Raw genomic sequence first — 21,890 nt, forward strand, 5'->3', positions numbered from 1 at the left:
CGGTGCCCGTTCAGAAGTTCACGTCGTAGGTGTCGGACCCGTCGGTGGCCCCGGTCGTCCCGGAGGCGGCCCCCGGGGCGGCTCCCGTGCCGGGGCCGGTGCCCGTGCCGGGTCCGGTGCGCCGGGGGGCACGGGGACGCCGGGACCACGGGAGGTCACGGGTCCGCGGGGAGGGCGTCCGCGCACCCCGTACGACGAGTTCGTGGTCCCCGAGGCCGGCCGGCTCCCCGGCCCTCACCGGCACCTGGCCGCCGCCCCGGGGGCGCAGCAGCAGTTCGCCGGAGCCGGTGCGGCGCAGCACGTGGGCGGTGGAGGCGGCGGTGCCGCGGACGCCGCGGAGCATCGGCGGTTCCCCGTACGGTTCGTCGACGGTGAAGGTGAAGGTGCCGCCCTCGCTCTGCCCCCTGCGGATGGTCAGCGAGTGCAGGGGGCGGCCGTCGTCGCGCAGTTCCAGGGTGACTCCGGTGAGGTCGCGGCGGCGGCGCCGGGCGGCGATCCGGATGCCGGCGAGGGCGGCGAGGACGAGGAGGGCGACGGCGCCGCCGGTGACGGCCTTCCACCAGCGGTCCCACCAGGTGGGCGGCGCCACGACGAGGACGTCCAGGAAGGCGGTGTCGAGGACGGCGTCGCCGTCGCCGGTGTCCACGACCGCGACCCGGCCGCCCAGCTCGCCGAGGGCCGTGCCGGCGGCGAGGGTCACCGTGAAGGGGATGCTGGTGCTCTTGCCCGCGGGCGCGGTCACCGGGGTCGGGGCGACGGTGAGCTCGGCGCCGGGCGTCTGGTCCTGGAGGGCGAGCCGCAGGGTGTGCGGGGCGGAGTCGTTGTTGGTGACGTCGAGGGTGCCCCGGACGGTGCCGCCCGGGTGCACGGTGACGCGGTCGACGACGAGCCCCGCGGTCAGCACCGGTACGTCCGGGCCGCGCTGGGCGTGCACCGGGCGCCGGTCGGAGGTGATGCCGGGCGCCGCCATGCGCGTGACGAGCTCCAGGTCGCCGGTGGCCCCGGCGGGCAGGGTGAACGTGCCGGTGAACCGGACGTCCCCGGCCTTCCTGTCGGGCGCCTGCCCGTCGTCGGCGAGCCGGAAGGCGAAGGGCTCGAAGCCCGCGCCGGCGACCTCGGCCGAGGCCGTGAGGCCGGCCAGCTGCCGCGGGTCGGTGATGACGACCCCGCGCCGGGTCTGCATCCGCACCTGCACGGTGACCTTCTCCCCCGCCCGCGGGGACGCCGGGTCGAGGGTGACGTCGGAGCGGAGGCGGCCCTGCCAGATGGCCCGGACGGCGACCTCCCGGTCGCGGTGGCCCTCCGGCGCCTCGATGTGCACGCGCCAGCGGCCGGGCAGCGGGTCCTTCACGCGCAGCGCCTCGACCGGCCCGTCCTGGCCGCTCACCTCGAAGGTCGAGCCGTCGAACTCGCCCCGCACGGGCACCTTGCGGCCCGCCGGGTCGTAGTACGTGACCCGCACCTTCGGGTCGTGCTTGGCGATCGTGAGGGAGCCGTCGGTGGCGATCGGGGGGATGGTGACGGTCAGGTCGGCGGGCGGCTTCCCGACGGTGCCCTGGGCGATCCGGGCGCAGCGGGCGGCGGCGAAGGTCTCCTGGAGCGCCTTGTCGATCTCGGCGGAGGTGCCGACGACGCGCATGCGGGGGACGGAGTCGGGGATGTCGGAGCAGGCGCCCCGGTAGCCGCCCTCGGCCATCGCGGTCAGCGCGGAGCGGTCGATCTCGCTGCCGAAGCCGAGCGGCCAGATCTGGACGCCGGCCGCCCGGGCGCGGGCGAGTTCCTCGGTGAGCCGCCGCGCCCCGTTGGACTGGCGGGTGTCCCGGTCGGTGCCGTACTCGGGGCTGTCGGCGACGTCCAGCTTGCCGTCGGTGAGGAGGAAGACGACCTTCGGCACGGCCGGGGCCTTCGCGGTGGCGGGCCGGCCCTCCGTGAGGCGGGTGACGGCCTGCCGGATCGCGGCCGGGAAGTCGGTGCCGGGGCCCATGCGGGCGGCGTCGCGGCGGCCCAGCTGCTGGACGCACGCGCTGAGCCGCTCGCGGCCCGCCGCGTCGGCGACGGTGGGCGGGCAGACCTCGTTCACGGGCGACTGGCCGGGCTTCTCGGAGCTGCCGAAGCCGATGACGGCGGCCCGGGAGCGGTCCGATATCTCGCCCTGGCTGAGCAGCGCGGCCGCCTCCGTCTCGCGCGCCAGGTCCTTCTCGGCCAGGCTCGCCGACTGGTCGACGACGACGGCGAAGTCGAGCGGGTCGGGGCCCTCGGCGGGTTCGGCGACGGTACGGGCGGGGCCGGGCGCCCCTGCGGCCGTGGCGGGGGGCGCCGTGAGCGGGCCGGGGAGCGCGAGGAGCGCCCCGGCGAGGAGCAGGGCGCTTCCCTTGCTGGTCCAGTGCATCTTCTCTCTCACCACAGTTCGCTGAAGAGGGCCAGGAGGGCGCCGAGCGCGAGCGCGGACACGCCCAGGCGCAGCCACCGGTACTTCGCCGCGAGCACGAGTCCGTGCACGCCGGCCTGTTCGAGGAGCCAGTCGGTGGCGTCCGCGCCGGACGCGCCGAGTCGTTCCCGCAGCACGGTCGCGGACGGACCGGCCGTCAGCTCGCGCAGGAACGTGCGGTCCGCGCCGACGCGGGTGCGCGGCAGGACCACCGAGACGAGCATCAGGACCCCCGCCGTCCACAGCGCGCCCGCCGCGAGGAGCAGCGCGAGTCCGGTGCCGGCCGTGGGCAGCGGGGCGCGGTCCCCGGAGAACACGACCGCCAGGAAGGCGAGGGCGCCGGAGAGCAGGATGGCGGCCTTGGTGTCGGCCCGCCCTATGTCCTCGCGCACGGTGGCGAGGAGCCGCTCGGCCATGAACCGCATCTCCCCGGGCGGTACGGGGGCGGTCGCCGGGGCCTGGCCGGGGGCGGGCGCCGGGGCGCGGTCGGGGGCGGGGTCCGGGGCGCGGTCCGGGGCGGGGGCCGGGGCGGGGTCCGGGGTGCTCATTCGTCGTCCCAGTCGTCGAAGTCGGAGCTGGGCCGGGCGGGCCCGGCGCCCCGGCGCGGCCGGTCGCGGCCCTCGCGGTCGTACGGGTCGTCCCGGTCGTACCGGTCGTACCGGTCGTAGGAGTCCGGCTCGTACCGGTCGCGGCCGTCGTCGAAGCCGTCGTCGTGACGGCTCCGCGACCTCCCCCGCCCCCCTTCCCGCTCGCGCTCCCGTGCGCGTTCGCGCTCCCGTTCGGAGCCCGACTCGACGCGGGTCGGCTCGTAGACCCGGGCGTCGCGCGGGGCCTCGCCGTGCTCCTCGTCCCCGCGCCCGCGCGGGGCGTCCCGGTGGTCCTCGTCCCAGTCCGGGTCGCTCGGCTCGGGGGCGGCCTCCTCCAGGGCGCGCCGGCGCCGCGAGGTGTCGCCCGAGGGGTTGAGGACCCGGTCGGTGATGCCGCCGAGGACGGTGCCGGTCTGGGACCTCAGGTACATGAGCACCTGGTACATCTGCTCGCCGATGTCGTGCCGTTCCAGGACTCCGGTGTCCAGGAGCCGGTTGAAGACCCTCAGGTAGTCGTCCTGGCCCTCGCGCCGCTCCCGCTGGAGCTGGGTGCGGATCTCCCACTGCTTGTCGGGGTGCATCGCCATGTGGTGGGCGATCTGGGCGAGGTCCCCGCGCCGGAAGAGGGCCTCCATCTCGCGGGCCCGTTCGGCGACCAGGGCGCGGTCCGCTGCCTCCCTGCGCCGCTCGGCCTCGGCGACGCGCTCGTCGGCCTCCATGGTGACGCCGACCCGGTCGCGCCGGGAGACCTCGGCCTTGACGGAGTCGTCGAGGTCGATGAAGACGAGGACCCGGGTCCGCAGCCCGATGTCCCGGCCGAAGCTGAGGCGTCCGGCGGCGAGTTCCTCGCGCACGGCCTCGTCGGCGCGCTGCGCCTCGGTGATCCGGAAGCGCCGGGAGAGCCTGCGCAGGCCGTCGAGCAGTTCGTCGTGGAGCAGCTCGGCGACGTCCTCGACCTGTTCCTGGACGACGAGGTGCGGATCGGTCACCACCCACTGGACCTTGGCGACGGCGTCGAAGAAGACGCCGTCCCCGGCGGCCGGCAGCTGGAGCCGGAACTCGGTGACGTTGCGGCCGAGCCGTACCTCGAAGACGGTGTACGGGGAGCCGAACAGGGGCTTGTTGACGTCCTCGGTGCGGTCCGGCCAGACCACCCGGTGGCCGCCGTTGCGGTAGAGGAGGACGGCGGCGACCTTGCCGCTGCGGCGGCGGTACGGGGGCGCGTACTCGCCGATGAGGGGGCCGCGCGGCCGTCCGGCGGCCGCGGGTCCGCCGGTGGCCGCCGCGTGCCGCCGTCCCGCGCCGCGCGCCTGCTCCGCCTCGTCGTCCCGCGCGCGGTCGAGGTCGGGGTCCGGGTCCTCGTCCGCGTCGGGGCCGCCGGGGTGCTGTCCGCCGTTCTGCCCCGCGTACCGCTGCCGATCGCGCCGGTCCTCGTACCGCCGGTCCCGTCCCTCGTACCCCTGCCGCTCCCGGCCGTCCCGGCCCTGGTGCCGCTGCCGCTCGTCGTGGTCCCGTTCGTCCCACCGCGCCCGCTCGTCCGGCCGCGCGTTCCTGTTCTGCTCGGGCCCGGTCATCGGTTCGCTCCTTCCGTCACGGCGTCCCACATCCGGCGCGCCGCGCCTCTGTCCAGGGGCCGGTCGCGGTCCCGGACCAGTTCGTTCAGCAGTCCCCTGAGCCGGTCCCGGTCGCGGCGCTCCACCGCGAGGCGCGGCAGGAGGGCGCAGACGTGCCCGAGCGCCCCGGGGTCCTTCGCGGCGCGCCGGAGCATGCCGCCGAGGGCTTCGAGGGCGGCCTCGCCGGAGCGGGCCGTGGCGAGCGTGTGCCGCAGCAGCCGCGCGAGTTCGGGCGCGAGGGCGGGCCGGGTCGCGAGCAGTGCGACGAACAGGGGGCGGGCCGCGTGCTCGTCGAGTTCGGGCACCTCGCGCAGCCCCCACAGGTGGGTGGTCCGGGTGCCGAGCGCGCTGATGACGGCGAGGTGCACCAGGTTGGCGAGGTTGATCCGTCCGTCCTCCAGCCACTGGTGGAGCCGTCGGAGGACGGGTTCCGGTTCTCCGGAGGCGAGCAGTCGGGTCACGCTGAAGGAGGCGGGCACGAGCACGTCGCCGTCGGTGGGCTCGCACGTCCTGACGACCCGGGCGAGGGCGTCGAGCGAGCCGGGCACGCTCCCGGCTGCCAGGACGAAGCCGTGGGCGAGGAGGGCGGTGCCGACGAGGGTGGGGTCGTCGGAGACGGCCCAGTCCTTGAGCACGGAGGCGACGGCGGGCCTGATCCGGGGGTCGCGGGCGGACTCGGCGAGCGCGGTCGCGGCCGCCAGCCGGGTGACGGGCGCGTCCGTCACGGCGAGGGGCACGATCAGCTCTCGGAAGCCGTGGATCCAGTCCCAGGAGCAGAGCACGCCCGCGGCGACGGAGGCCCGCACCCACACCTCCGCGCGCGGGTCGTCGCAGAGGGCGCGCAGCCAGCGCGCCACCGGCCCGCGGACGTTGTGGTAGCCGTGCCAGATCTCGCCGAGGACGGCGGCGGCGAGGGCCTCGCCCCGGAAGCGCACGGCGCGCACCGGCACCTTCGCCGGGCCGAGGTCCAGCTCCCCGTCCTCCAGGACGGCGCGCGCCCGCGTCGGCCGGTGCTCGGCGTGGGCGCCGAACAGGCGCCGCCCGGGTGCCTGTTCGGGATCGAGCGTGACGGCGAGTTCCCAGGCGAGGAGTTCGGCGGCCTCCGCGGCGAGGCTGTAGGCGGAGCCGTCGAACACGGCGACGGCGATCCGGAACGCTCCGGCGTCGAGGGCGGGGAGCGCCTCGGGGAGCACGCCGGGGCGGTCGGCGCCGGCGAACCACTCGCGGGCCTGGGCCGCCACGAATCCGGCGCACTCGGCGAGCAGCTGATCGTCCGTCATCTCGCCGCGCCAGTGCCGGGCGAGGTGGTCGGCGAGCCGGGCGGCCTCGCGGGGCCGCAGCTCCTCCAGGCCGAGGGCCCGGACGACGTCGGGGCGCGCGGCGAGCGCCCGCGCGGCGCCGAGGGCCTCGGCGGGCTCCCCGCGCAGCCGTTCCCGCAGGTGCCTCCGGAGGACCTCGTCGGCGGGCGGCGGCGCGCAGTACGTCCCGTACCGTCCGCGCAGCAGCCGGTCGGCGTCCTCGCCGCTCTCGACGAGCACGATCCCGTACGCGTCACGGCTGTGCAGCAGCTCCCCGAAGCGGTCGAGGTGCAGTTCGGAGAGGCGGGCGGCGGGGCGCCGCGCGCTCCCGCCGCCGTCGCCCGGTCCGGAGCGGCCCCGCGACTCGCTCTCGGTCCTGACGTCCTCGGTGAGCAGCTCCATGAGGTGCCCGCCGCGCTCCTGGAGGGCCTCGTCCGTGATCTCGTCGACGCCGTGGCGCGGGTCGAGGCGGAAGACCTTGCCGCCGGTGACCTCGTCGAGGAGCGCGAGCGCGGTGGCCTTGCGCCCGCTGCCGGGCTCTCCGCAGAGGACGAGGACCCTGTGGTCGCGGAGCCGTTCCTTCATCCGCTGGTAGCCGGCGATCTCGCAGTACACCTGGGCGAGACGGGCGAGCGTCTCGGGCGGGACGGGTCCCCGGACGAAGCGCGAGGAGTCGCCGAAGCCGTACGAGAAGAACTGGTTGCCCTCGAAGAAGGCGCCGTCGCCCTGGACGTGGGTGTGGCGGTCGCCCGCGCCGCTCGCCCAGGTGCGCAGGGCGCGGCGTGCCGTGGCGGCGCCTCCGGTGTCGCCGCCGGCGAGCGGGCCCCGGTCGGCGGACGCGAAGACGTTGACCTCGCGCGACTGCTCCCCGGTGCCGTCGCCCCGCTCGCCGTCCCGGTCACCACGATCGCCGCGGTCGCTCCGCTCGCCTCGACCGCCGCGGCCCCCTCGGTCGTCCCGCTCGCCGCCCCGGTCGTGCGCGTCCGCCCGGTCGCCCCGGCCGCCGCCGTCGCCCCGGTCGTCCCGGGCGTGGCCGGAGTCCGGGGCGTCGGCCCCCGCGCCCGGCTCGTCCTGGTCGCTCACTCCGGCTCACCCGCCCCCGCCGCCGTGCCCTTGCGGATGCCCGTGAAGTCGCCGTGGAAGGTGTTTCCGTGGACGTCGACCACGTCTCCCCCGATGTGGTACGTGCGGTTCCCGCCCCCGGTCCGGGGCGTTGGGCCGTCCCCCCGCGACGGCCCAACGCCGGTCCGTGGACCCCGCTCCCGCTCGGGAGCCGGCGGCTCCGCCTCGGCTCCGGTCAGCGGCGGGGCGGTCCTGCGCGGTACGTGGAACCACGCGGTCTCGTCGGTCTCCTTGGACCGGATGCGGGCCGGCCGGTAGTGGGTCGGCTCGACGTACCGCCCGCCGTCGGCGACCACGTTCCCGTACAGCCAGTCGGAGACGACGACCAGGAGGTCGACCTCCTGGCTCTCCGCCATGATCCGCTTGGCGGGGGCGCTGTCGCAGAGCCGGGCGGCGAGGTCCACCGCCCGCCCGACGAGACCGTGGCCGTCCTGGACGACGAGCCCGGCGTTCATGCCGATCCGCAGCCGCAGGCGCCGGCTCCGGCCCGTGTTGTGGGCGCGCAGGCTCTCGTAGAGGGTGTCGATCCAGCGTCCGACCATGAGCGTCGGCGGCACGTCGGGGCGCAGGGCGGCGAGGATGCCGTCCCCCCGGTCCTCCTGGTGGAAGGTGCCCGGTTCGACGCCGACGGAGCCGTACGCCTCGTCGAAGGCGGCGTACATCGCGGCCCGGTGCAGCTCCTTCTCGGCCATGCCCAGGGTTCCGGAGCCGCAGATGTCGCCGAAGACGACGAACCGGTGGATCCCGCCCGCTACCCCGTTCGCTCCCGCACTGCTCACTCTCGGACTCCCTGTGTGTGGTGCCGTGGTGGTGCGTGTGTCGCATGTCCAGACTGGCCGCCCGGCGCGGCCGGCGATGTGGCCGTTTACACACCCGGCGGAGATTCGTCCGCCGGGTTTCCGCCGGGGCGCGCGCGCCCCTGCGCGAGCAGCACCAGGACCGGCATGTCGAGGACGACGACGGTGCGGTTCGCGGTGCGGACGACGTCCTGCTCCCGGAGCAGGCGCAGCGCTTTGGCCACCGCCTCCCGGGTGGCTCCGATGGCCGCCGCCAGATCGTGCTGGGGCAGCGGAAGCTCCAGTACGGTCCCGCCGTCGGCCCGCCGTCCGGCGCGCTCGGCCAGTTCGACGAGCCGGGCGGCGAGGCGCTGGAGGACGGTCTCGGAGGCGAGCGCGCGCCGCTCGACGTCGGCGCTGCGCAGCCGGGTGGCGAGCTGGCGCATGATCAGCGCGGTCGCGTGCGGCCGGGCGGCGAGGAAGCGCCGGAACCGGTCGCCGGAGACGGCCACCGCCTCGACCGTGCCGAGGGCGGTGACGCTGGCGCTGCGCGGGCCCCGGTCGACGGCGGCGAGGTCGCCGACGACCTCTCCGGCTCCGCGCAGGGCGAGGATGAGCCGCGATCCGCGCTCGGTGCCGACGGAGACGACGGACCAGCCGGAGAGGAGCGCGAGGACGTAGGCGCTGGTGTCGCGTTCGCGGATCATCACCTGCCCGGGTTCGTAGACGCGCCGGACGCCCTCGGCGAGCAGCGACCGCCGGTCGGCCGCGGGGAGGGCGTGGAGGAAGGAGCGGTCCTGGCCGAAGAGACTCATCGCCGCTCACCCCCGTACCGTCCGCGGGCCCTCCGGGGAAGACCGTCCACCGGTGGCCGACCGGCGCTTTCGCGTGTGTGTTCCCACCTCATGTGGCCTACTGCGCCACACTATTGACGCTGTGTCACGTCATGGGGTGAAGAACGCTAGAGGGTGCGGAAGAAACGCGTCAACGAGCACGGGGGGCGCAGGGGAGCGCCGCCGTCGGCACCCCTGCGCCCCCCGTGGGAGCGGCCCGGTCAGAGTCCCGGGCCGACCGGTCAGAGCCTCGGGTCGACCGGTTCCGACTCCAGGGCCAGGACCGCGAAGACGGCCTCGTGGACCCGCCAGAGCGGTTCGCCCGCGGCGAGGCGGTCGAGGGCCTCCAGGCCGAGCGCGTACTCGCGCAGCGCGAGCGACCGCTTGTGGCCGAGGAAACGCTGCCGCAGCCTCTCCAGGTTCTCCGGCCGGGTGTACTCGGGACCGTAGATGATCCGCAGGTACTCCCGGCCGCGCACCTTCACGCCCGGCTGCCCGAGCCGCCCCTTCGCGTCGCGGACGAGCGCCGCCAGCGGCTTGACGACCATGCCCTCGCCGCCCGCCCCGGTCAGCTCCAGCCACCAGTCGACGCCCGCGCGGACCGAGGCCTCGTCGCCGGTGTCGACGACGAGCCGGCGGGTGACCCGGAGCAGCCCGGTCGGGTCGTGCTCGACGAGCCGGTCGAGCCAGGCCAGCTGCTCGTCGTGCGGCACCGCCGCGAGCGAGCGCCCACGCGTCGCGAGCAGCTGGAAGGGCGCGAAGCGCACGCCCTCCAGGCCCTCGGTCGGCCAGCAGTACCTGCGGTACGCCTCGGTGAAGGCCGCCGCGTCCACGGCCCGCTCCCGCTGCCGGGCGAGCAGCCCGTCGATCCCCTCGACCCCGCGCCCCACCGCCCGCTCCAGGGCGTCGATCGCCCCGGGGAGGACGGCGCCGGAAGCGGCGCCGACCGCGGCGTACTGCGCGCGCAGCAGCCCGGCGGACTTGAGCGACCACGGCATCAGCTCGCCGTCCAGCAGCAGGAAGTCGCCCGTGCCGGAGGCACCGTCCGACGCGGCGAGCTCGTCCCAGAGCCCGGCGGCGCCGATCGCCGTCCGCAGCCGGCCGAGGACCTCCTCCGTGACGTCCCGGTCGTCGAAGAAGGGCCGTCCGGTGCGGGTGTACAGGGCGCCGGTCACCCCGGTGACGCCGAAGTGCTCGCGGGCCGCCTCCTCGTCCCGGCAGACGAGGGCCACGGCCCGGGAGCCCATGTGCTTCTCCTCGCACACGACCAGCTCGACGCCGTCTGCCCGGTACTGGGCGAAGGCCTCGGCCGGGTGCTCCAGGTAGCCCTCCTCCTTCGAGGTCGCGGTGGGCGCCATCGTCGGCGGCAGGTAGGCGAGCAGCCGCGGGTCGACCGCGAACCGGCTCATGACCTCCAGGGCCGCCGCCGCGTTCTCCTCGCGCACGGCGACGTTCCCGCCGTGGCGGGTCTCCACGGTCCGCCGCCCGTGCACGTCGGCCAGGTCCAGGGGCCGCCCCTGGTGACCGCCGGGCGCCTCGGTGACGAGCGGCCGCGCCGGCTCGTACCAGACCTTCTCGGCCGGTACGTCGACGAGCTCGCGCTCGGGCCAGCGCAGCGCGGTCATCTTCCCGCCGAAGACGGCCCCGGTGTCGAGGCAGATGGTGTTGTTGATCCAGGAGGTGTTCGGCACGGGCGTGTGTCCGTACACGACGGTGGCCCGCCCCCGGTACTCCTCCGCCCACGGGTAGCGCACCGGCAGCCCGAACTCGTCGGTCTCGCCCGTGGTGTCCCCGTACAGCGCGTGCGAGCGCACCCGCCCGGAGGTCCGACCGTGGTACTTCTCCGGCAGACCGGCGTGACAGACGACGAGGTTCCCGCCGTCGAGCACGTAGTGGCTGACGAGCCCCTCGATGAACCGTCCGACCTCCGCCCGGAACTCCTCGCTCTCGCGCCCCAGCTGCTCGACGGTCTCGGCGAGGCCGTGCGTCTCCTGCACCTTCCGGCCCTTGAGCCACCGGCCGAGCTTGTTCTCGTGGTTGCCGGGGACGCACAGGGCGTCGCCCGCGGCGACCATCGCCATGACGCGGCGCAGGACGCCCGGCGAGTCCGGACCCCGGTCGACGAGGTCGCCGACGAAAACGGCCGTCCGCCCCTCGGGGTGGTGCCCGTCGACGTAACCGAGCTTCGCGAGCAGGGTCTCCAGCTCGGAACGGCAGCCGTGGATGTCGCCGATGACGTCGAAGGGGCCGGTGAGGTGCCGGAGGTCGTTGAAGCGCCGCTCCAGGACGACCTCGGCGGCCTCGACCTCCTCCACGGAACGCAGCACGTGCACCTTGCGGAAGCCCTCGCGCTCCAGCCCGCGCAGCGAACGGCGCAGCTCCCGCCGGTGGCGCTGGATGACGTGCGCCGGCATGTCCGCCCGGTCGGGCCGGGCGGCGTTCCGGGTGCGGCACACCTCCTCGGGGAGGTCGAGGACGATCGCGATCGGCAGCACGTCGTGCTCCCTGGCCAGCCGGACGAGCTGACGCCGGGCCTCCTGCTGCACGTTGGTGGCGTCGACGACGGTCAGCCGGCCCGCCGCGAGGCGCTTGCCCGCGATGTAGTGGAGGACGTCGAAGGCGTCCCTGCTCGCGGACTGGTCGTTCTCGTCGTCGGCGACGAGCCCCCGGCAGAAGTCGGAGGAGACGATCTCGGTCGGCTTGAAGTGGCGCCGGGCGAAGGTGGACTTGCCGGAGCCGGTGGCACCGACGAGCACCACGAGGGACAGATCGGTGACGGGCAGGGTGCGGGTCATGCTGTGACCTCCTTCGAGGTCTCGTCGGTACGGCTCTCGGTGCGGCTCTCGCCGACGCTCTCGGCACGGCTTCCGGTACGGCTCTCGGTGCGGCTGAAGACGGCCATCTGGGTCGGCGGCCCGACCTCCGGGTCGTCCGGTCCCACGGGGGCGAACCCGACCCCGTAGCCGTACCGCCCCGCGACGCCGGCCGCCCAGGCGCGGAACTCCTCGCGGGTCCACTCGAAGCGGTGGTCGCCGTGCCGGACGTGCCCGGCCGGAAGCGACTCCCAGCGCACGTTGTACTCGACGTTCGGCGTGGTCACGACGACCGTACGGGGCCGGGCCGAGCCGAACACCGCGTACTCCAGGGCCGGCAGCCTCGGCAGGTCCAGGTGCTCGATCACCTCGCTGAGCACGGCCGCGTCGTAGCCCGCGAGCCGCTTGTCGGTGTACGCGAGGGAGCCCTGCGTCAGCTTCACCCGGGCGGCCTGCCGCTCCCCCATCCGGTCGAGCCGGAGGCGGCGCTCGGCGACGCCCAGGGCCCGCGCGGACACGTCCACACCGACGATCTCGGTGAAGCGCGGGTCCTTGAGCAGGGCCTGCACCAACTGCCCCTGCCCGCAGCCGAGGTCGAGCACGCGCGTCGCGCCGGCGTCCTTCAGCGCGGCGAGGATCGCCTCCCGCCGCTGCTCGGCGAGCGGCACCGGACGGTCCTCCGTGTCGGTGGTCTCGTCGACGGCGTTGTCGACGTCCTCGACGTCCAGGCCCTCGGCCTCGGCGAGCCGCACCAGTTCGAGCCGCTCCGTCGCCGCGCGGGCCAGGCTCCAGCGGCGCGAGAGGTAGCGGGAGGTGATCAGCTTCCGCTCGGGGTGACCGGCCAGCCAGCCGTCACCCGCACGCAGCAGCTTGTCGACCTCGTCGGGCGCGACCCAGTAGTGCTTGGCGTCGTCGAGCACCGGCAGCAGGACGTACAGCTGGTTGAGGGCGTCCGCGAGCCGCAGCTCGCCCTCCAGGACCAGCCGCACGTACCGCGAGTCGCCCCACTCGGGGAACTCCCCGTCCAGCGCCACCGGTTCGGCGTCCACCGTGTCCCAGCCCAACGGCCCGAACAGCGCCCGCACCAGCTCCGCGCCGCCCCGGGCGGGGAGCGCGGGGACCTCGACGCGCAGCGGCAGCGGCGCGGCCGCCCGCTCGGGCATCGCCTTGCACTCGCCGTGCAGCGCGGTCTTGAAGACCTTGGCGAGCGCGACGGCCAGCAGCGAGGACGCCGCGTAGGGCCGGTCGTTGACGTACTGCGCGAGCGCCGAGTCCGGGGCGCCGCCCCGGCCCTTGCCCTTGCCGCGGCGCACCAGCGCCACGGGGTCCACCTCCAGGAGGAGTGCCGCCGTGCACCGCTCGGCACTCGCCTCGGGGTAGAGGACGTGCGCCGTGCCGTGCGAGGTCGAGAACGCCTGCGCCCGCTCGGGATGCTTGTGCAGCAGAAAACCGAGATCGGTCGCGGGGCGCTCCGGGTTGCCGTAGGTGCTGATCGTCAGGAACACACGCTCGAGTATGAGCGCCCTCCTGCCCCACCGACCAGGCATTTTCCCACCGCCACCGCCACCGCTCGCCGGAGCCCGGCCGGACACCCTGGCCCGGGCAACCGGCACCGGCCGGGACCCCGATCCGGCCGCCCGCTCCGGGCCGCCCGGTCCGGGCGGCCGGGGCCATACGCCCGGACCGGGCAGCCGGGGCCGCGCGGCCGGACCGGGCAGCCGGGCACCGGCGCACGAGGCCGGCCCCGGGCCGCGGCTCAGCCGGTGCCGGTCTCGGCCTCGGCCTCGGTACCGGTGCCGGTGCCGGTGCCGGTCTCGGTACCGTCCCCCTCCGACAGGGCGTCGGCGAGTGCGGCGATCGTCTTCGGGCCGACGCGGCAGCAGCCGCCGACGAGGCGGGCCCCCGCTCCGGTCCAGGCCGCGGCCCGGGCCGGGTCGAAGGCCGTGTCCCCGCGCCAGCCCCGCGCCCGGGCGTCCCACCGCTCCCCGCTGTTCGGGTAGACGACGGCCGGCTTCCCGGTCACGGCCACGGCGAGCTCCACGGCGGCCCCCGCCTCGGCCGGGTCGCAGCAGTTCACCCCGACCGCCACGACCTGGTCGTCCCCCGCGGCGACCGCGAAGGCCTCCGCCAGGTCCTGCCCGGCCCGGGTCCGCCCGCCCGCGACCGTGTACGACAGCCAGACCGGCACCCCGCACCCCTCGGCCGCCCGCAGCAGCGCCTCGGCCTCCTCCGCGTCCGGCACCGTCTCCAGGGCCAGGACGTCCGGCGCCGCCCCGGCGAGCACGTCGATCCGCGGCCGGTGGAACCTCTCCAACGCCCCCACGGACAAGCCGTACCGTCCCCGGTACTCGCTGCCGTCCGCCAGCATCGCCCCGTACGGCCCGACGGACGCGGCGACCCACACCTCCTCGTCCCCCGCCTCCGCCGCCGTCCGGGCGAGTTCCACGCTCCGGCCGAGCAGCCGCGCCGCCTCCTCCCGGCCCGTGCCCCGGCGGGCGAAGCCCTCGAACGTGGCCTGATAGCTGGAGGTGATCAGCACCCGCGCGCCGGCCCGCACGTACGCCGTGTGGGCCGCCTCGATCTGCTCGGGTCCGTCGGCGAGGAGCCGCGCGGACCAGAGCGCGTCCGAGAGGTCGCAGCCCTGCGCCTCCAGCTGGTTGGACAGCCCGCCGTCGAGGACGAGCACCCCCGCCCCGAGGGCTTCGGCGAGCGTACGGCCCGGTCTCATCGGATCGCCCCTCTCATCCCAGCTGCGACTGGACCCGGGCGGAGATCAGCTCCAGGTGGTCCAGGTCGTCCAGGTCCAGGACCTGGAGGTAGACCCGGGAGGAGCCGATCTCCGCGTAACGCCCGAGCTTGTCGACGACCTCGGCGGGCGAGCCCGCCAGCCCGTTCTCCTTGAGCTCGTCCACGTCCCGGCCGATGGCGGCGGCCCGGCGGGCCACCTCGGCGTCGTCCTTGCCGACGCAGACGACCAGGGCGTTCGAGTACACCAGGTCGTCGGCCGGCCTTCCGGCCGCCTCGGCGGCGGCCCGGACCCGGCCGAACTGCCGCTCGCTGTCCTCCACGGACGCGAACGGGATGTTGAACTCGTCCGCGTACCGCGCGGCCAGCCTCGGCGTCCGGCTCGCGCCGTGCCCGCCGATCAGCACCGGCACCCTGGCCTGGGCCGGCTTGGGGAGCGCGGGCGAGTCGGTGAGCTGGTAGTACTCGCCGGAATGGCTGAAGGTCTTCCCGACCTCGGTCTCCCACAGGCCCGTGATGATCGCCAGCTGTTCTTCCAGGCGGCCGAACCTCTCCTTCGGGAAGGGGATGCCGTAGGCCCGGTGCTCCTCCTCGAACCAGCCGGCACCCAGGCCCAGCTCGACCCGGCCGCCGGACATCCGGTCCACCTGGGCGACCTGGATGGCGAGCACCCCGGGAAGCCGGAAGGTCCCGGCCGTCATCAGCGTGCCGAGCCGGATCCGCTTCGTCTCCCTGGCAAGGCCCGCCAGGGTGATCCAGGCGTCCGTCGGGCCGGGCAGACCGTCGCCGGATCCCATGCTGACGTAATGGTCGGAGCGGAAGAAGGCGTCGAATCCGAGCTCCTCGGTGGCCCGTGCCACCGTGAGGAGGGTGTCGTAGTCGGCCCCCTGCTGGGGTTCGGTGAAAACGCGAAGGTCCATGCCTCCATCCTGCACCGCCGGGTGCGTGTCAACCTCGCCGTCAGCTCCCCGGCCGCACCGGCTCGGTCGGGTGAATATCGGACTCCCTGACGGGCCGCGTCCGCCCTGGCCAGTGACCGGGGCGCGGCACACGTCGTTGGCTCGGGCGGAGCCGGACCGCCCGGCCCGCGTGCCGGCGGCCGCTGCCGGTGCGTCTCTCTCATGGTCCCGTCCTCGGCGGCGGGGCCCGGGCCGAGGAGGCCGCCATGTCCCAGGAAGCCGCGCCGGAGCGGGCCGTGCCCGAACAGCCGGTGTCGCAGTCCGTGCCCGAGCAGAAGGGTGCCGACGCCCCCAAGGGCCTGCTCCAGCAGATGGAGGAGCTGATGGCCGCGCTCTCCGCCGACCTCTCCCAGCTGGACGCCGACCTCCAGTCCACGTCCGACCGCCTCACCCCCGCCCCCGAGCCGCAGCCCCGGCTCCGGGAGCAGGGCCGGCCGGATCCGCAGCCCCAGGACCGGACCCGGCACGAGCGTCCCGGCACCGACCGGCACTGATCCCAGCAGCAACACCGCGAGGAACAGCAGCTCCCCGCGCACCCCTACCACGACGAGCCCCGTCCCGGGCCCGCTCGGCCTCGGGCGGGGTCGGGCGGGCGGGCGCGCTCCCCGTCGCGCACGGCGAGGCGCCGCAGCATCCCGCGCACCCGGTCGCTCGCCTCGTCGGCGGCGTCGATCGCCTCGATGCACTGCCAGTAGAGCCCCTCCTCGTCGGTGGCGCAGGCCACCCCCACGAGCGCGATCCCCACCTCCCCGAGAAGCTCCCCCAGCGCGGTCAACGCCCGCCAGGGATCAGCGACTTCGGTCAACCGACCCGCGCGCGGCCCGCCGGAGCCCCAGGTGGGGTACTCCCCGACCTCGCTCAGTCCCCGCGCCTCGCCACGCAGCTCCAGCGGTCCGCAGAGCGCGAGGTGACTCCCTATCGCCTGGGCGAGCGCCTGGGCCTGCCAGGCCTCCGCCACGATGTCCTGTGCCGTGCCGCTCTCCGCCAGCGCGTGCCGGCCGAGCGCGACGAGCCGCTCCGCTTCCATCAACGCCGCCCCCGTTCGTACGACTTACTGCCCACTCACTCCACTACCCAGAGTGAGGCCGCCTGAGCCTCGACGCCAGAGGAAATCGGAAATCTGGGGACAGGAGGCCGGACGGGGACAAGTCGATCACTCCGAAGAGTGACGATCTTTCTCCGGGTCGACGTCCGTGGCTCCGCCCTCACCCCCTCCGGCCCGTCCGCGGACGGGAAATCGGACCTCGTTCCGGTCGATCTTGGCCGCGAGCGCCGCCAGCGGATCGACTCCGAGCACCTGACAGAACTGCAGGAGATAGGCGAGCACGTCCGCCACCTCGTCGGCGACCCGGTGCGCCGCGTCCGGGTCGTCCATCACCCGCTCCGCCTGCTCCGGCGTCAACCACTGGAAGATCTCCAGGAGTTCGGCCGCCTCCACGCTGAGGGCCGCGGCCAGGTTCTTGGGCGTGTGGTAGGGCTGCCAGTCGCGGGCCGCCGCGAAATCGGCCAGCCTGCGCTGGAGCCCCGCCACGTCGTCGTTGTCCGTCACCCACTCAGGTCTACCACCGTCACCCCGGGCGTCCGCCGCGCCTCCCCCGCCGTCCGCTCCCCGACCGCGCCCGCCACCCGGATGTGTCCGTCGGCGGCGATGCCCGTCGCGAGCCGGAGCAGTTCGCCCGCCTGGCGCCCGTCGAGCCCCCGGTCCAGGCCGTCGGCGAGCAGCGTCAGGCTCTGCATGGCGTCCGGCACCTCGGCGATCCGGTCCATCTCCAGGACCCCGGGGCCGGTGAGCAGCGTGAGGGCGAGGGCCAGGTAGCGCAGTTCGCCGTCGCCGAGGCGGCCGAGCGGGGTCGCGGACAGGTCGCCGCGTTCCAGGACGGCGCGGACGGTGCCCTGGGGGAGCTCCTGCACGCCGACTCCGGTGACCGGTCCCGCGCAGCCCGCTCCGGCGACGGCGGCCAGGCGGTGGTGCCGGCGCGGGCAGTCCGTGTGGGTGCGGTGCAGGACCTCGGCGAGATTGCCGCAGTCACGCCGCAGCCGCCCCTCGCCCGGCGGCACGGGGGCCCGCATCCGCTCGGGCCGGGGGTCGCAGGCGAAGGCGGACCGCAGGCCGATGACCACCTGCTCCGCGGCGGCCAGGACCTCCAGCTGTCCCCGGGTCTTGCCCGCGACCCGCAGCGGCAGCAGGGCCGTGCCGAGCAGGTCGTCGGGGAACGGGGCGCGGGTGACGGGGGTGGCTCCGGCCGTGTGCCACTCGGCCTGCACGGTGCTGCGGCCGGGGTCGCGGAGCGCGGTGGCGAGCAGGGTGCGGCCCCGGCCGGTGAGCCGTTCGCCGACGATCCGGAGCCGGGGTTCGGCCTGCACCGCGAGGTCCAGGTGGACGGGGCCCTCGGGGCCGTCCACCGTGCAGCCGATCCGGAAGCCGCGCCGGCCCTGGGCGTCGGGCCGGGCGCGCTCGGGGACGCAGTCGGCGGCGTCGGGGAACACCTCGTCGAGCGGGTCGCCCGCGCCGAGCCTGGCCAGGGCCTCGTACGCCCGCAGGGCGGTGGACTTGCCGCTGCCGCTGGGGCCGGTGAAGAGGGTGACCGGTCCGAGCGCGTGCACGGCGGAACGGTGACCGGCGAACGCGGACAGCCGCAGCTCGGTGACGGCGGGCCGGACCACGAGCGGCCCGCCCCGGACCTCCGCCGCGACCCGGACCTCCCCCGCGACCGGGCCCCGCGCCTCGGGGACGGAGACACGGGGCCCCGAGGCGCGGCGTCCCGGAGCACGGGGACCCGCCACGCGGGGTTCCGGGGCGCCGGGCCCCGAGACCCGGACTCCCGAGGCGCCGGGCCCCGGGGCGCCGGGTACCGAAGCGCGGGCAGCGGAAGCGGGCGCGGCGGAGGGCGAGCCTCCCGGAGGGCCGACCACGGGGGTGCCTCCCGGAGAGCCGACCACGGAGGTGCCTCCCGGAGAACCGACCACGGAGGTGCCTCCCGGAGAGCCGACCACGGAGGTGCCTGCCGAAGAACCGACCACGGGGGTGCCTGCCGCGAAGGCGCCGGCCACAGGCGTACCGACCGGCGGAAGGCCTGCCGGGGCGGGGCCGTTCACGGACGCACTGTCCGGGGCGGGGCCGGCCACGGACGAGCCGGCCGGGGCGGAGTCGACCGCGGACGGGCGAACCGGGGAGGGAGCGCCGTCGGAGGAGTGGGCGTCTGACGTGCGGGCGAGCGTGGAGCCGCCGGTGAGGTCCATGCCCGGACCGTACGCAGATCATTCCCTGACGAACCGTTACGGCGAGATGCCCTTCCTACGATCGGGGGACGCCGGCGGTCCGGCCGCCCACGACGTCCTCCTCGTCCTCGCCCTCCGCGCCCTCGACCTCCGTACCGGCCGGGGCCAGCAGGAAGACGTTCCGGTCGACGCGGTGCATCCCGCTGCCGAGGCCGAAGACGACACCGCTGCTGAAGTCGAGGATCCGCTTGGCGACCTCGGTGTCGGCGCTCGTCAGGTCGAGGAGCACCGGGATCTGGGCGATGAGGTACTCGGCGACCTCACGGGCGTCGGCGAAGACCTGCACGCGGAGCACGACCATGCGGCGCTGCTCGGCGGATTCGTACTGCTCGGGGATCGTGCGGTGGTCGACCCTGGACGGCCATTCGTCACGGCCGCGCAGGGGCACGACCTGGGCGAGGCCCTCCCACTGCTCGTCGGTGACGTCGTACCTCTCGTACCTACTCATGGGCCCATCCTCCCGCTCCTCACCCGTTCGGCCCAACAACGACACGAGGTGATGACCCGGGGCCGGTCGGAGCCCGGCTCCGGGTCAGCCGGTCCCCTGCCCCGCGGCCGTCGGCGGGACGGAGTACGTGACGGTGGCGGAGGCCGCCAGATCACCCGCCTCGTCCCTGAGTTCGGCGAGGACCACGCAGAGGCGCCGGCCGAATTTGGCCATGCGCGCGTGCGTCCGGAGCAGGCCGGGGCGGGGGCGGTTGAGGTAGCTGATCTGGAGCGAGGTGGTGAGCGCCATCGGCGTGGGGCGGCCGAGCCGGGCGTTGACGAGGAGGAAGGCGGCGAGGTCGACGAGTCCGGCCTGTTCGGGACCGGAGATCGTGCCGCCGGGCCGGGTGCGGAGGCGGGCTCCGTCCGCCTCCATGAGCAGGTGCGTCCCGCTCGCGTCGGTGACGTGACAGGCCGCGTAGTCCGGGAACTGCCGCTGGACGAGCGCGTTCAGCTCGTCCGGCGACAGCGTGCCGGCGCCCGGAGAGGCCGCCTGCGCGCGGGCCGTGGGGCTCCCGGCGTCCGTCATCAGGCGAAGCTCTTCGCCAGCCGGCGGAGCCCTTCCCTGATCTCGTCGGCCGAGTGCGTCGTGAACGACAGCCGCATCGCGCCCGGGTCCGGATCGCCGCAGAAGAACGGCGCCCCCGGCACGTACGCCACCTCGTGGCCGACGGCGGTCTTCAGGAGGGCCGTCGCGTCGTGGCCCGCGGGGAGGGTCACCCAGATGAACATGCCGCCCTCCGGCCTGTTCCACCGGCTGCCCTCGGGCAGGGCGCCCGGCAGTCCTTCGAGCATCGCGTCCCTGCGCTCCTGGTAGGCGGCGCGCATCACGGCGACGTGGGCGTCGAGGTCGCTGTCGCGCAGATAGCGCGCGGCCGCGGCCTGGTCGATGGTCGAGGTGTGCAGGTCGGCGGCCTGCTTGGCGATCACGCAGGCGCGGCGCAGCCCAGCGGGGGCCCGCAGGTAGCCGAGCCGGAGGCCGGGGGCCATCACCTTGGAGAAGGAGCCGAGCAGGACCGTGCGGTCGGCCGCGGCGGGGTCGGCGGCGATGCAGGGCACGCGCTCGCCGTCGTAGCGCAGTTCGCCGTACGGGTCGTCCTCGACGATCCAGAACCCGTGCCGCGCGGCGGCCTCCGCGACGGCGTGGCGACGCTCGGCGGGGAGCGTGCGGCCGGTGGGGTTCTGGAAGGTGGGGACGATGTAGAGGAGGGTGGCCTTCTCGCGGACCGCGATCTCCTCCAGGGCCTCGGGGACGATCCCCTGGTCGTCGGTGGGGACGGGGACGACGCGGGCGCCCGCGAAGCCGAAGGTCTGCAGGGCGGCCAGGTAGCAGGGGTCCTCGACGAGGACGACGCTGCCCGGTTCGACGAGCGCGGTGGTGAGGAGCGTGAGGGCCTGCTGCGAGCCGGTGGTGACGAGCAGGTCGTCGGCGTCCGTGGGCAGTCCGCGCGCGGTGAGCCGGTCGGCGACGGCGGTGCGGAGGTCCGGGTCACCCTCGGTCGTGGAGTACTGGAGGACGTGCTGCGGGTTCTCCGCGAGGACCCGGTCGTACGCCGCGCGGATCCCGGCGATGTCGAACAGCTCGGGGGCGGGCAGGCCTCCGGCGAACGAGATCACCTCGGGCCGTGCCGTGAGCGCCAGGATCTCCCGTACGGGCGACGAGCCGATGTCGGCCAGCCGGGAGGCGGTGGCCGGCGCGGGCACGGAGGGGGTGGAGGAGGTGGCGTTCGCGGGCGCGGAGGCGGCAGAAAGCATGGCGCCAGCATATAGAGATTCAAGACGGTGTCCAGGTCGTTCGATTGCTGCCGGGCGTGGCCGAGTTGACACTCTTCAGGGCCCCGCACGGGGCGAATTCCCGCTCCGTCAGGGGCTTGCTCCGGACGGGTGCCGGATCCGATTCGGCCACTCTGCGGGCCGTGGAAATCCGGCCGCGGACGAGGAATTCGGAGGATCTCCCTCCCCCTTCCCTTCTCGCTGGTCGACACCGGAAAGGGTGGGCGGAGCGATCTTCCTCCGTCTTGTCCGACGCGCCACGGAGGGTTCTTGATCGGTTTCTCCGCACGCCGTGCACGACTCGGGGAAATCGGCCATTCCGGTCCCTGGTCTCATTGATGGACGGCTGCGCCGTGGATAGCGTTCGACCGCTCCACCACCGCGATGTCAGCGGTCTTTCGGGTCAGGTCGAACGAGCGAGGCGAGTGGATCACCATGGCATCTTCCGTTCCCGTCGACGAGGCAGTCGTCGTCCGCACCCCCGAGGAATTCCTCGCCATGCCCGAGGACTACCGCGAGATCGCCGTACGGGGAATGATCGTCAACACCGAGGGCGAACTGTCCGGCGCCGACGACTACATCCAGGTGTTCCTGCCGCTCGCGCCGAACGCCGAGGAGCGGCAGGTGTGCGCCGAGCGCGCCGTCGAGGAGTACGACCACTACAAGATCGGCAAGAGGATCCTGGCCGACATCGGAGTGGACACCGGATACATGGAGCAGCAGCGGCTCGTCGACCGCGATCTCTTCGCCGGCCACGAGTTCCACACCTGCACCACGTGGGCGGAGCGCGGAATCTTCTCGTACATCGGCGAGGAGACCGCGATGGTGATGATCTCCGAATTCGCGCAGAGCAGTTACAAGCCGTGGGCCGAGGCGGTGCGCACGATCATTCTCGACGAGAAGGTCCACATCGCGCACGGCGCGCGGGTCTGCCGGAATCTCGCCCGCACCGAGGAGGGCCGCGAGGAACTCCAGCAGGGCCTCGACCGATTGTGGCCGGGATTCAACCGGATCTTCGGCAGCGCGCGTTCGGAGAGGTCGAAGCTCGCGGTCCGCTTCGGTCTCCGGCAGACCACCAACGGAGAGGCGCGCGACATCTGGCGGGCGAAGGTCACCCCGCGGATCGAGAACCTCGGCCTGAAGGTCCCCGAGTAGCCGGGGAAAGCGAGCAGTCCCCC

The 21,890-nt window shown here is 74.8% G+C and carries 18 protein-coding genes; 2 read left to right on the forward strand and 16 right to left on the reverse strand.

The genetic code is table 11. The features are described 5' to 3' along the window. Window positions 1-10 precede the first annotated feature (10 nt). The 10 genes from ACFYUZ_RS34395 to ACFYUZ_RS34440 all read right to left on the reverse strand — a co-directional run bounded on the left by ACFYUZ_RS34395 (window position 11) and on the right by ACFYUZ_RS34440 (window position 15,135). Window positions 11-2,401: a VWA domain-containing protein gene (locus ACFYUZ_RS34395; RefSeq protein ID WP_389315956.1), complete on the reverse strand. Its 2,391-nt coding sequence runs from the start codon at window positions 2,399-2,401 to the stop codon at window positions 11-13. Continuing rightward, window positions 2,398-2,976: a Pycsar system effector family protein gene (locus ACFYUZ_RS34400; RefSeq protein ID WP_389315957.1), complete on the reverse strand. Its 579-nt coding sequence runs from the start codon at window positions 2,974-2,976 to the stop codon at window positions 2,398-2,400. The genes ACFYUZ_RS34395 and ACFYUZ_RS34400 overlap by 4 nt, the downstream gene beginning before the upstream one ends. Further along, complete coding sequence (locus ACFYUZ_RS34405; protein ID WP_389315959.1) at window positions 2,973-4,589, reverse strand: hypothetical protein; 1,617 nt, start codon at window positions 4,587-4,589, stop codon at window positions 2,973-2,975. The genes ACFYUZ_RS34400 and ACFYUZ_RS34405 overlap by 4 nt, the downstream gene beginning before the upstream one ends. After that, window positions 4,586-7,009 carry a hypothetical protein gene (locus ACFYUZ_RS34410; RefSeq protein WP_389315961.1) on the reverse strand — a complete coding sequence of 808 codons (2,424 nt, stop codon included), beginning with the start codon at window positions 7,007-7,009 and terminating at the stop codon, window positions 4,586-4,588. The genes ACFYUZ_RS34405 and ACFYUZ_RS34410 overlap by 4 nt, the downstream gene beginning before the upstream one ends. Continuing rightward, window positions 7,006-7,827 carry a hypothetical protein gene (locus tag ACFYUZ_RS34415; protein ID WP_389315962.1) on the reverse strand — a complete coding sequence of 274 codons (822 nt, stop codon included), beginning with the start codon at window positions 7,825-7,827 and terminating at the stop codon, window positions 7,006-7,008. Before ACFYUZ_RS34415 ends, ACFYUZ_RS34410 begins: the two co-directional genes overlap by 4 nt. Window positions 7,828-7,913: 86 nt before the next feature. Beyond that, window positions 7,914-8,639: a Crp/Fnr family transcriptional regulator gene (locus ACFYUZ_RS34420; protein ID WP_389315963.1), complete on the reverse strand. Its 726-nt coding sequence runs from the start codon at window positions 8,637-8,639 to the stop codon at window positions 7,914-7,916. Between the two features lie 260 nt (window positions 8,640-8,899). Next, on the reverse strand, window positions 8,900-11,452 hold the full coding sequence (locus ACFYUZ_RS34425; RefSeq protein WP_389315965.1) for a polynucleotide kinase-phosphatase: 2,553 nt from the start codon (window positions 11,450-11,452) through the stop codon (window positions 8,900-8,902). Further along, entirely contained in the window at window positions 11,449-12,975 is a 1,527-nt protein-coding gene (locus tag ACFYUZ_RS34430) for a 3' terminal RNA ribose 2'-O-methyltransferase Hen1 (protein WP_389315967.1), read from the reverse strand. Before ACFYUZ_RS34430 ends, ACFYUZ_RS34425 begins: the two co-directional genes overlap by 4 nt. A gap of 251 nt (window positions 12,976-13,226) precedes the next feature. Continuing rightward, window positions 13,227-14,198 (reverse strand): homocysteine S-methyltransferase, encoded by a 972-nt coding sequence (mmuM, locus tag ACFYUZ_RS34435; RefSeq protein WP_389315968.1) that lies wholly within the window; start codon window positions 14,196-14,198, stop codon window positions 13,227-13,229. 13 nt (window positions 14,199-14,211) lie between these two features. Continuing rightward, on the reverse strand, window positions 14,212-15,135 hold the full coding sequence (locus ACFYUZ_RS34440; protein ID WP_389315970.1) for an LLM class F420-dependent oxidoreductase: 924 nt from the start codon (window positions 15,133-15,135) through the stop codon (window positions 14,212-14,214). A 245-nt stretch (window positions 15,136-15,380) separates the two neighbouring features. Here ACFYUZ_RS34440 and ACFYUZ_RS34445 point away from each other — a divergent pair, with 245 nt between their 5' ends. Further along, complete coding sequence (locus tag ACFYUZ_RS34445) at window positions 15,381-15,668, forward strand: hypothetical protein (protein WP_389315972.1); 288 nt, start codon at window positions 15,381-15,383, stop codon at window positions 15,666-15,668. A 44-nt stretch (window positions 15,669-15,712) separates the two neighbouring features. Here the strand turns inward: ACFYUZ_RS34445 and ACFYUZ_RS34450 are convergent, their stop codons facing one another. The 6 genes from ACFYUZ_RS34450 to ACFYUZ_RS34475 all read right to left on the reverse strand — a co-directional run bounded on the left by ACFYUZ_RS34450 (window position 15,713) and on the right by ACFYUZ_RS34475 (window position 20,694). Further along, entirely contained in the window at window positions 15,713-16,201 is a 489-nt protein-coding gene (locus tag ACFYUZ_RS34450) for a DUF6099 family protein (protein WP_389315974.1), read from the reverse strand. Window positions 16,202-16,327: 126 nt separating this feature from the next. After that, window positions 16,328-16,723 (reverse strand): nucleotide pyrophosphohydrolase, encoded by a 396-nt coding sequence (locus ACFYUZ_RS34455; protein ID WP_389315976.1) that lies wholly within the window; start codon window positions 16,721-16,723, stop codon window positions 16,328-16,330. After that, complete coding sequence (locus ACFYUZ_RS34460; RefSeq protein WP_389315977.1) at window positions 16,720-17,958, reverse strand: ATP-binding protein; 1,239 nt, start codon at window positions 17,956-17,958, stop codon at window positions 16,720-16,722. The genes ACFYUZ_RS34455 and ACFYUZ_RS34460 overlap by 4 nt, the downstream gene beginning before the upstream one ends. Before the next feature lie 511 nt (window positions 17,959-18,469). Next, entirely contained in the window at window positions 18,470-18,901 is a 432-nt protein-coding gene (locus ACFYUZ_RS34465; RefSeq protein WP_123455883.1) for a cell division protein SepF, read from the reverse strand. Window positions 18,902-18,985: 84 nt separating this feature from the next. Continuing rightward, window positions 18,986-19,468 carry a PaaI family thioesterase gene (locus ACFYUZ_RS34470; RefSeq protein ID WP_389315979.1) on the reverse strand — a complete coding sequence of 161 codons (483 nt, stop codon included), beginning with the start codon at window positions 19,466-19,468 and terminating at the stop codon, window positions 18,986-18,988. Next, a complete protein-coding gene (locus ACFYUZ_RS34475) occupies window positions 19,468-20,694 on the reverse strand; it encodes a PLP-dependent aminotransferase family protein (protein ID WP_389315981.1) in 1,227 nt (408 codons plus the stop codon). Before ACFYUZ_RS34475 ends, ACFYUZ_RS34470 begins: the two co-directional genes overlap by 1 nt. Window positions 20,695-21,147: 453 nt before the next feature. On the opposite strand from ACFYUZ_RS34475, the gene ACFYUZ_RS34480 reads away from it, so the two are divergent. Beyond that, window positions 21,148-21,867 carry a Phenylacetic acid catabolic protein gene (locus tag ACFYUZ_RS34480; protein WP_389315983.1) on the forward strand — a complete coding sequence of 240 codons (720 nt, stop codon included), beginning with the start codon at window positions 21,148-21,150 and terminating at the stop codon, window positions 21,865-21,867. Window positions 21,868-21,890: the final 23 nt, after the last annotated feature.

The organism is Streptomyces sp. NPDC004266 (assembly GCF_042874095.1).
GTDB lineage: Bacteria > Actinomycetota > Actinomycetes > Streptomycetales > Streptomycetaceae > Streptomyces.

What these genes read in the sequence shown, in the direction of transcription:
- ACFYUZ_RS34400 (WP_389315957.1), bottom strand. Translation starts at nt 2,976, where the DNA reads ATGAGCACCCCGGACCCCGCCCCGGCCCCCGCCCCGGACCGCGCCCCG.
- ACFYUZ_RS34405 (WP_389315959.1), bottom strand. Translation starts at nt 4,589, where the DNA reads ATGACCGGGCCCGAGCAGAACAGGAACGCGCGGCCGGACGAGCGGGCG.
- ACFYUZ_RS34420 (WP_389315963.1), bottom strand. Translation starts at nt 8,639, where the DNA reads ATGAGTCTCTTCGGCCAGGACCGCTCCTTCCTCCACGCCCTCCCCGCG.
- ACFYUZ_RS34425 (WP_389315965.1), bottom strand. Translation starts at nt 11,452, where the DNA reads ATGACCCGCACCCTGCCCGTCACCGATCTGTCCCTCGTGGTGCTCGTC.
- mmuM (WP_389315968.1), bottom strand. Translation starts at nt 14,198, where the DNA reads ATGAGACCGGGCCGTACGCTCGCCGAAGCCCTCGGGGCGGGGGTGCTC.
- ACFYUZ_RS34440 (WP_389315970.1), bottom strand. Translation starts at nt 15,135, where the DNA reads ATGGACCTTCGCGTTTTCACCGAACCCCAGCAGGGGGCCGACTACGAC.
- ACFYUZ_RS34445 (WP_389315972.1), top strand. Translation starts at nt 15,381, where the DNA reads ATGTCCCAGGAAGCCGCGCCGGAGCGGGCCGTGCCCGAACAGCCGGTG.
- ACFYUZ_RS34450 (WP_389315974.1), bottom strand. Translation starts at nt 16,201, where the DNA reads ATGGAAGCGGAGCGGCTCGTCGCGCTCGGCCGGCACGCGCTGGCGGAG.
- ACFYUZ_RS34465 (WP_123455883.1), bottom strand. Translation starts at nt 18,901, where the DNA reads ATGAGTAGGTACGAGAGGTACGACGTCACCGACGAGCAGTGGGAGGGC.
- ACFYUZ_RS34470 (WP_389315979.1), bottom strand. Translation starts at nt 19,468, where the DNA reads ATGACGGACGCCGGGAGCCCCACGGCCCGCGCGCAGGCGGCCTCTCCG.
- ACFYUZ_RS34475 (WP_389315981.1), bottom strand. Translation starts at nt 20,694, where the DNA reads ATGCTTTCTGCCGCCTCCGCGCCCGCGAACGCCACCTCCTCCACCCCC.
- ACFYUZ_RS34480 (WP_389315983.1), top strand. Translation starts at nt 21,148, where the DNA reads ATGGCATCTTCCGTTCCCGTCGACGAGGCAGTCGTCGTCCGCACCCCC.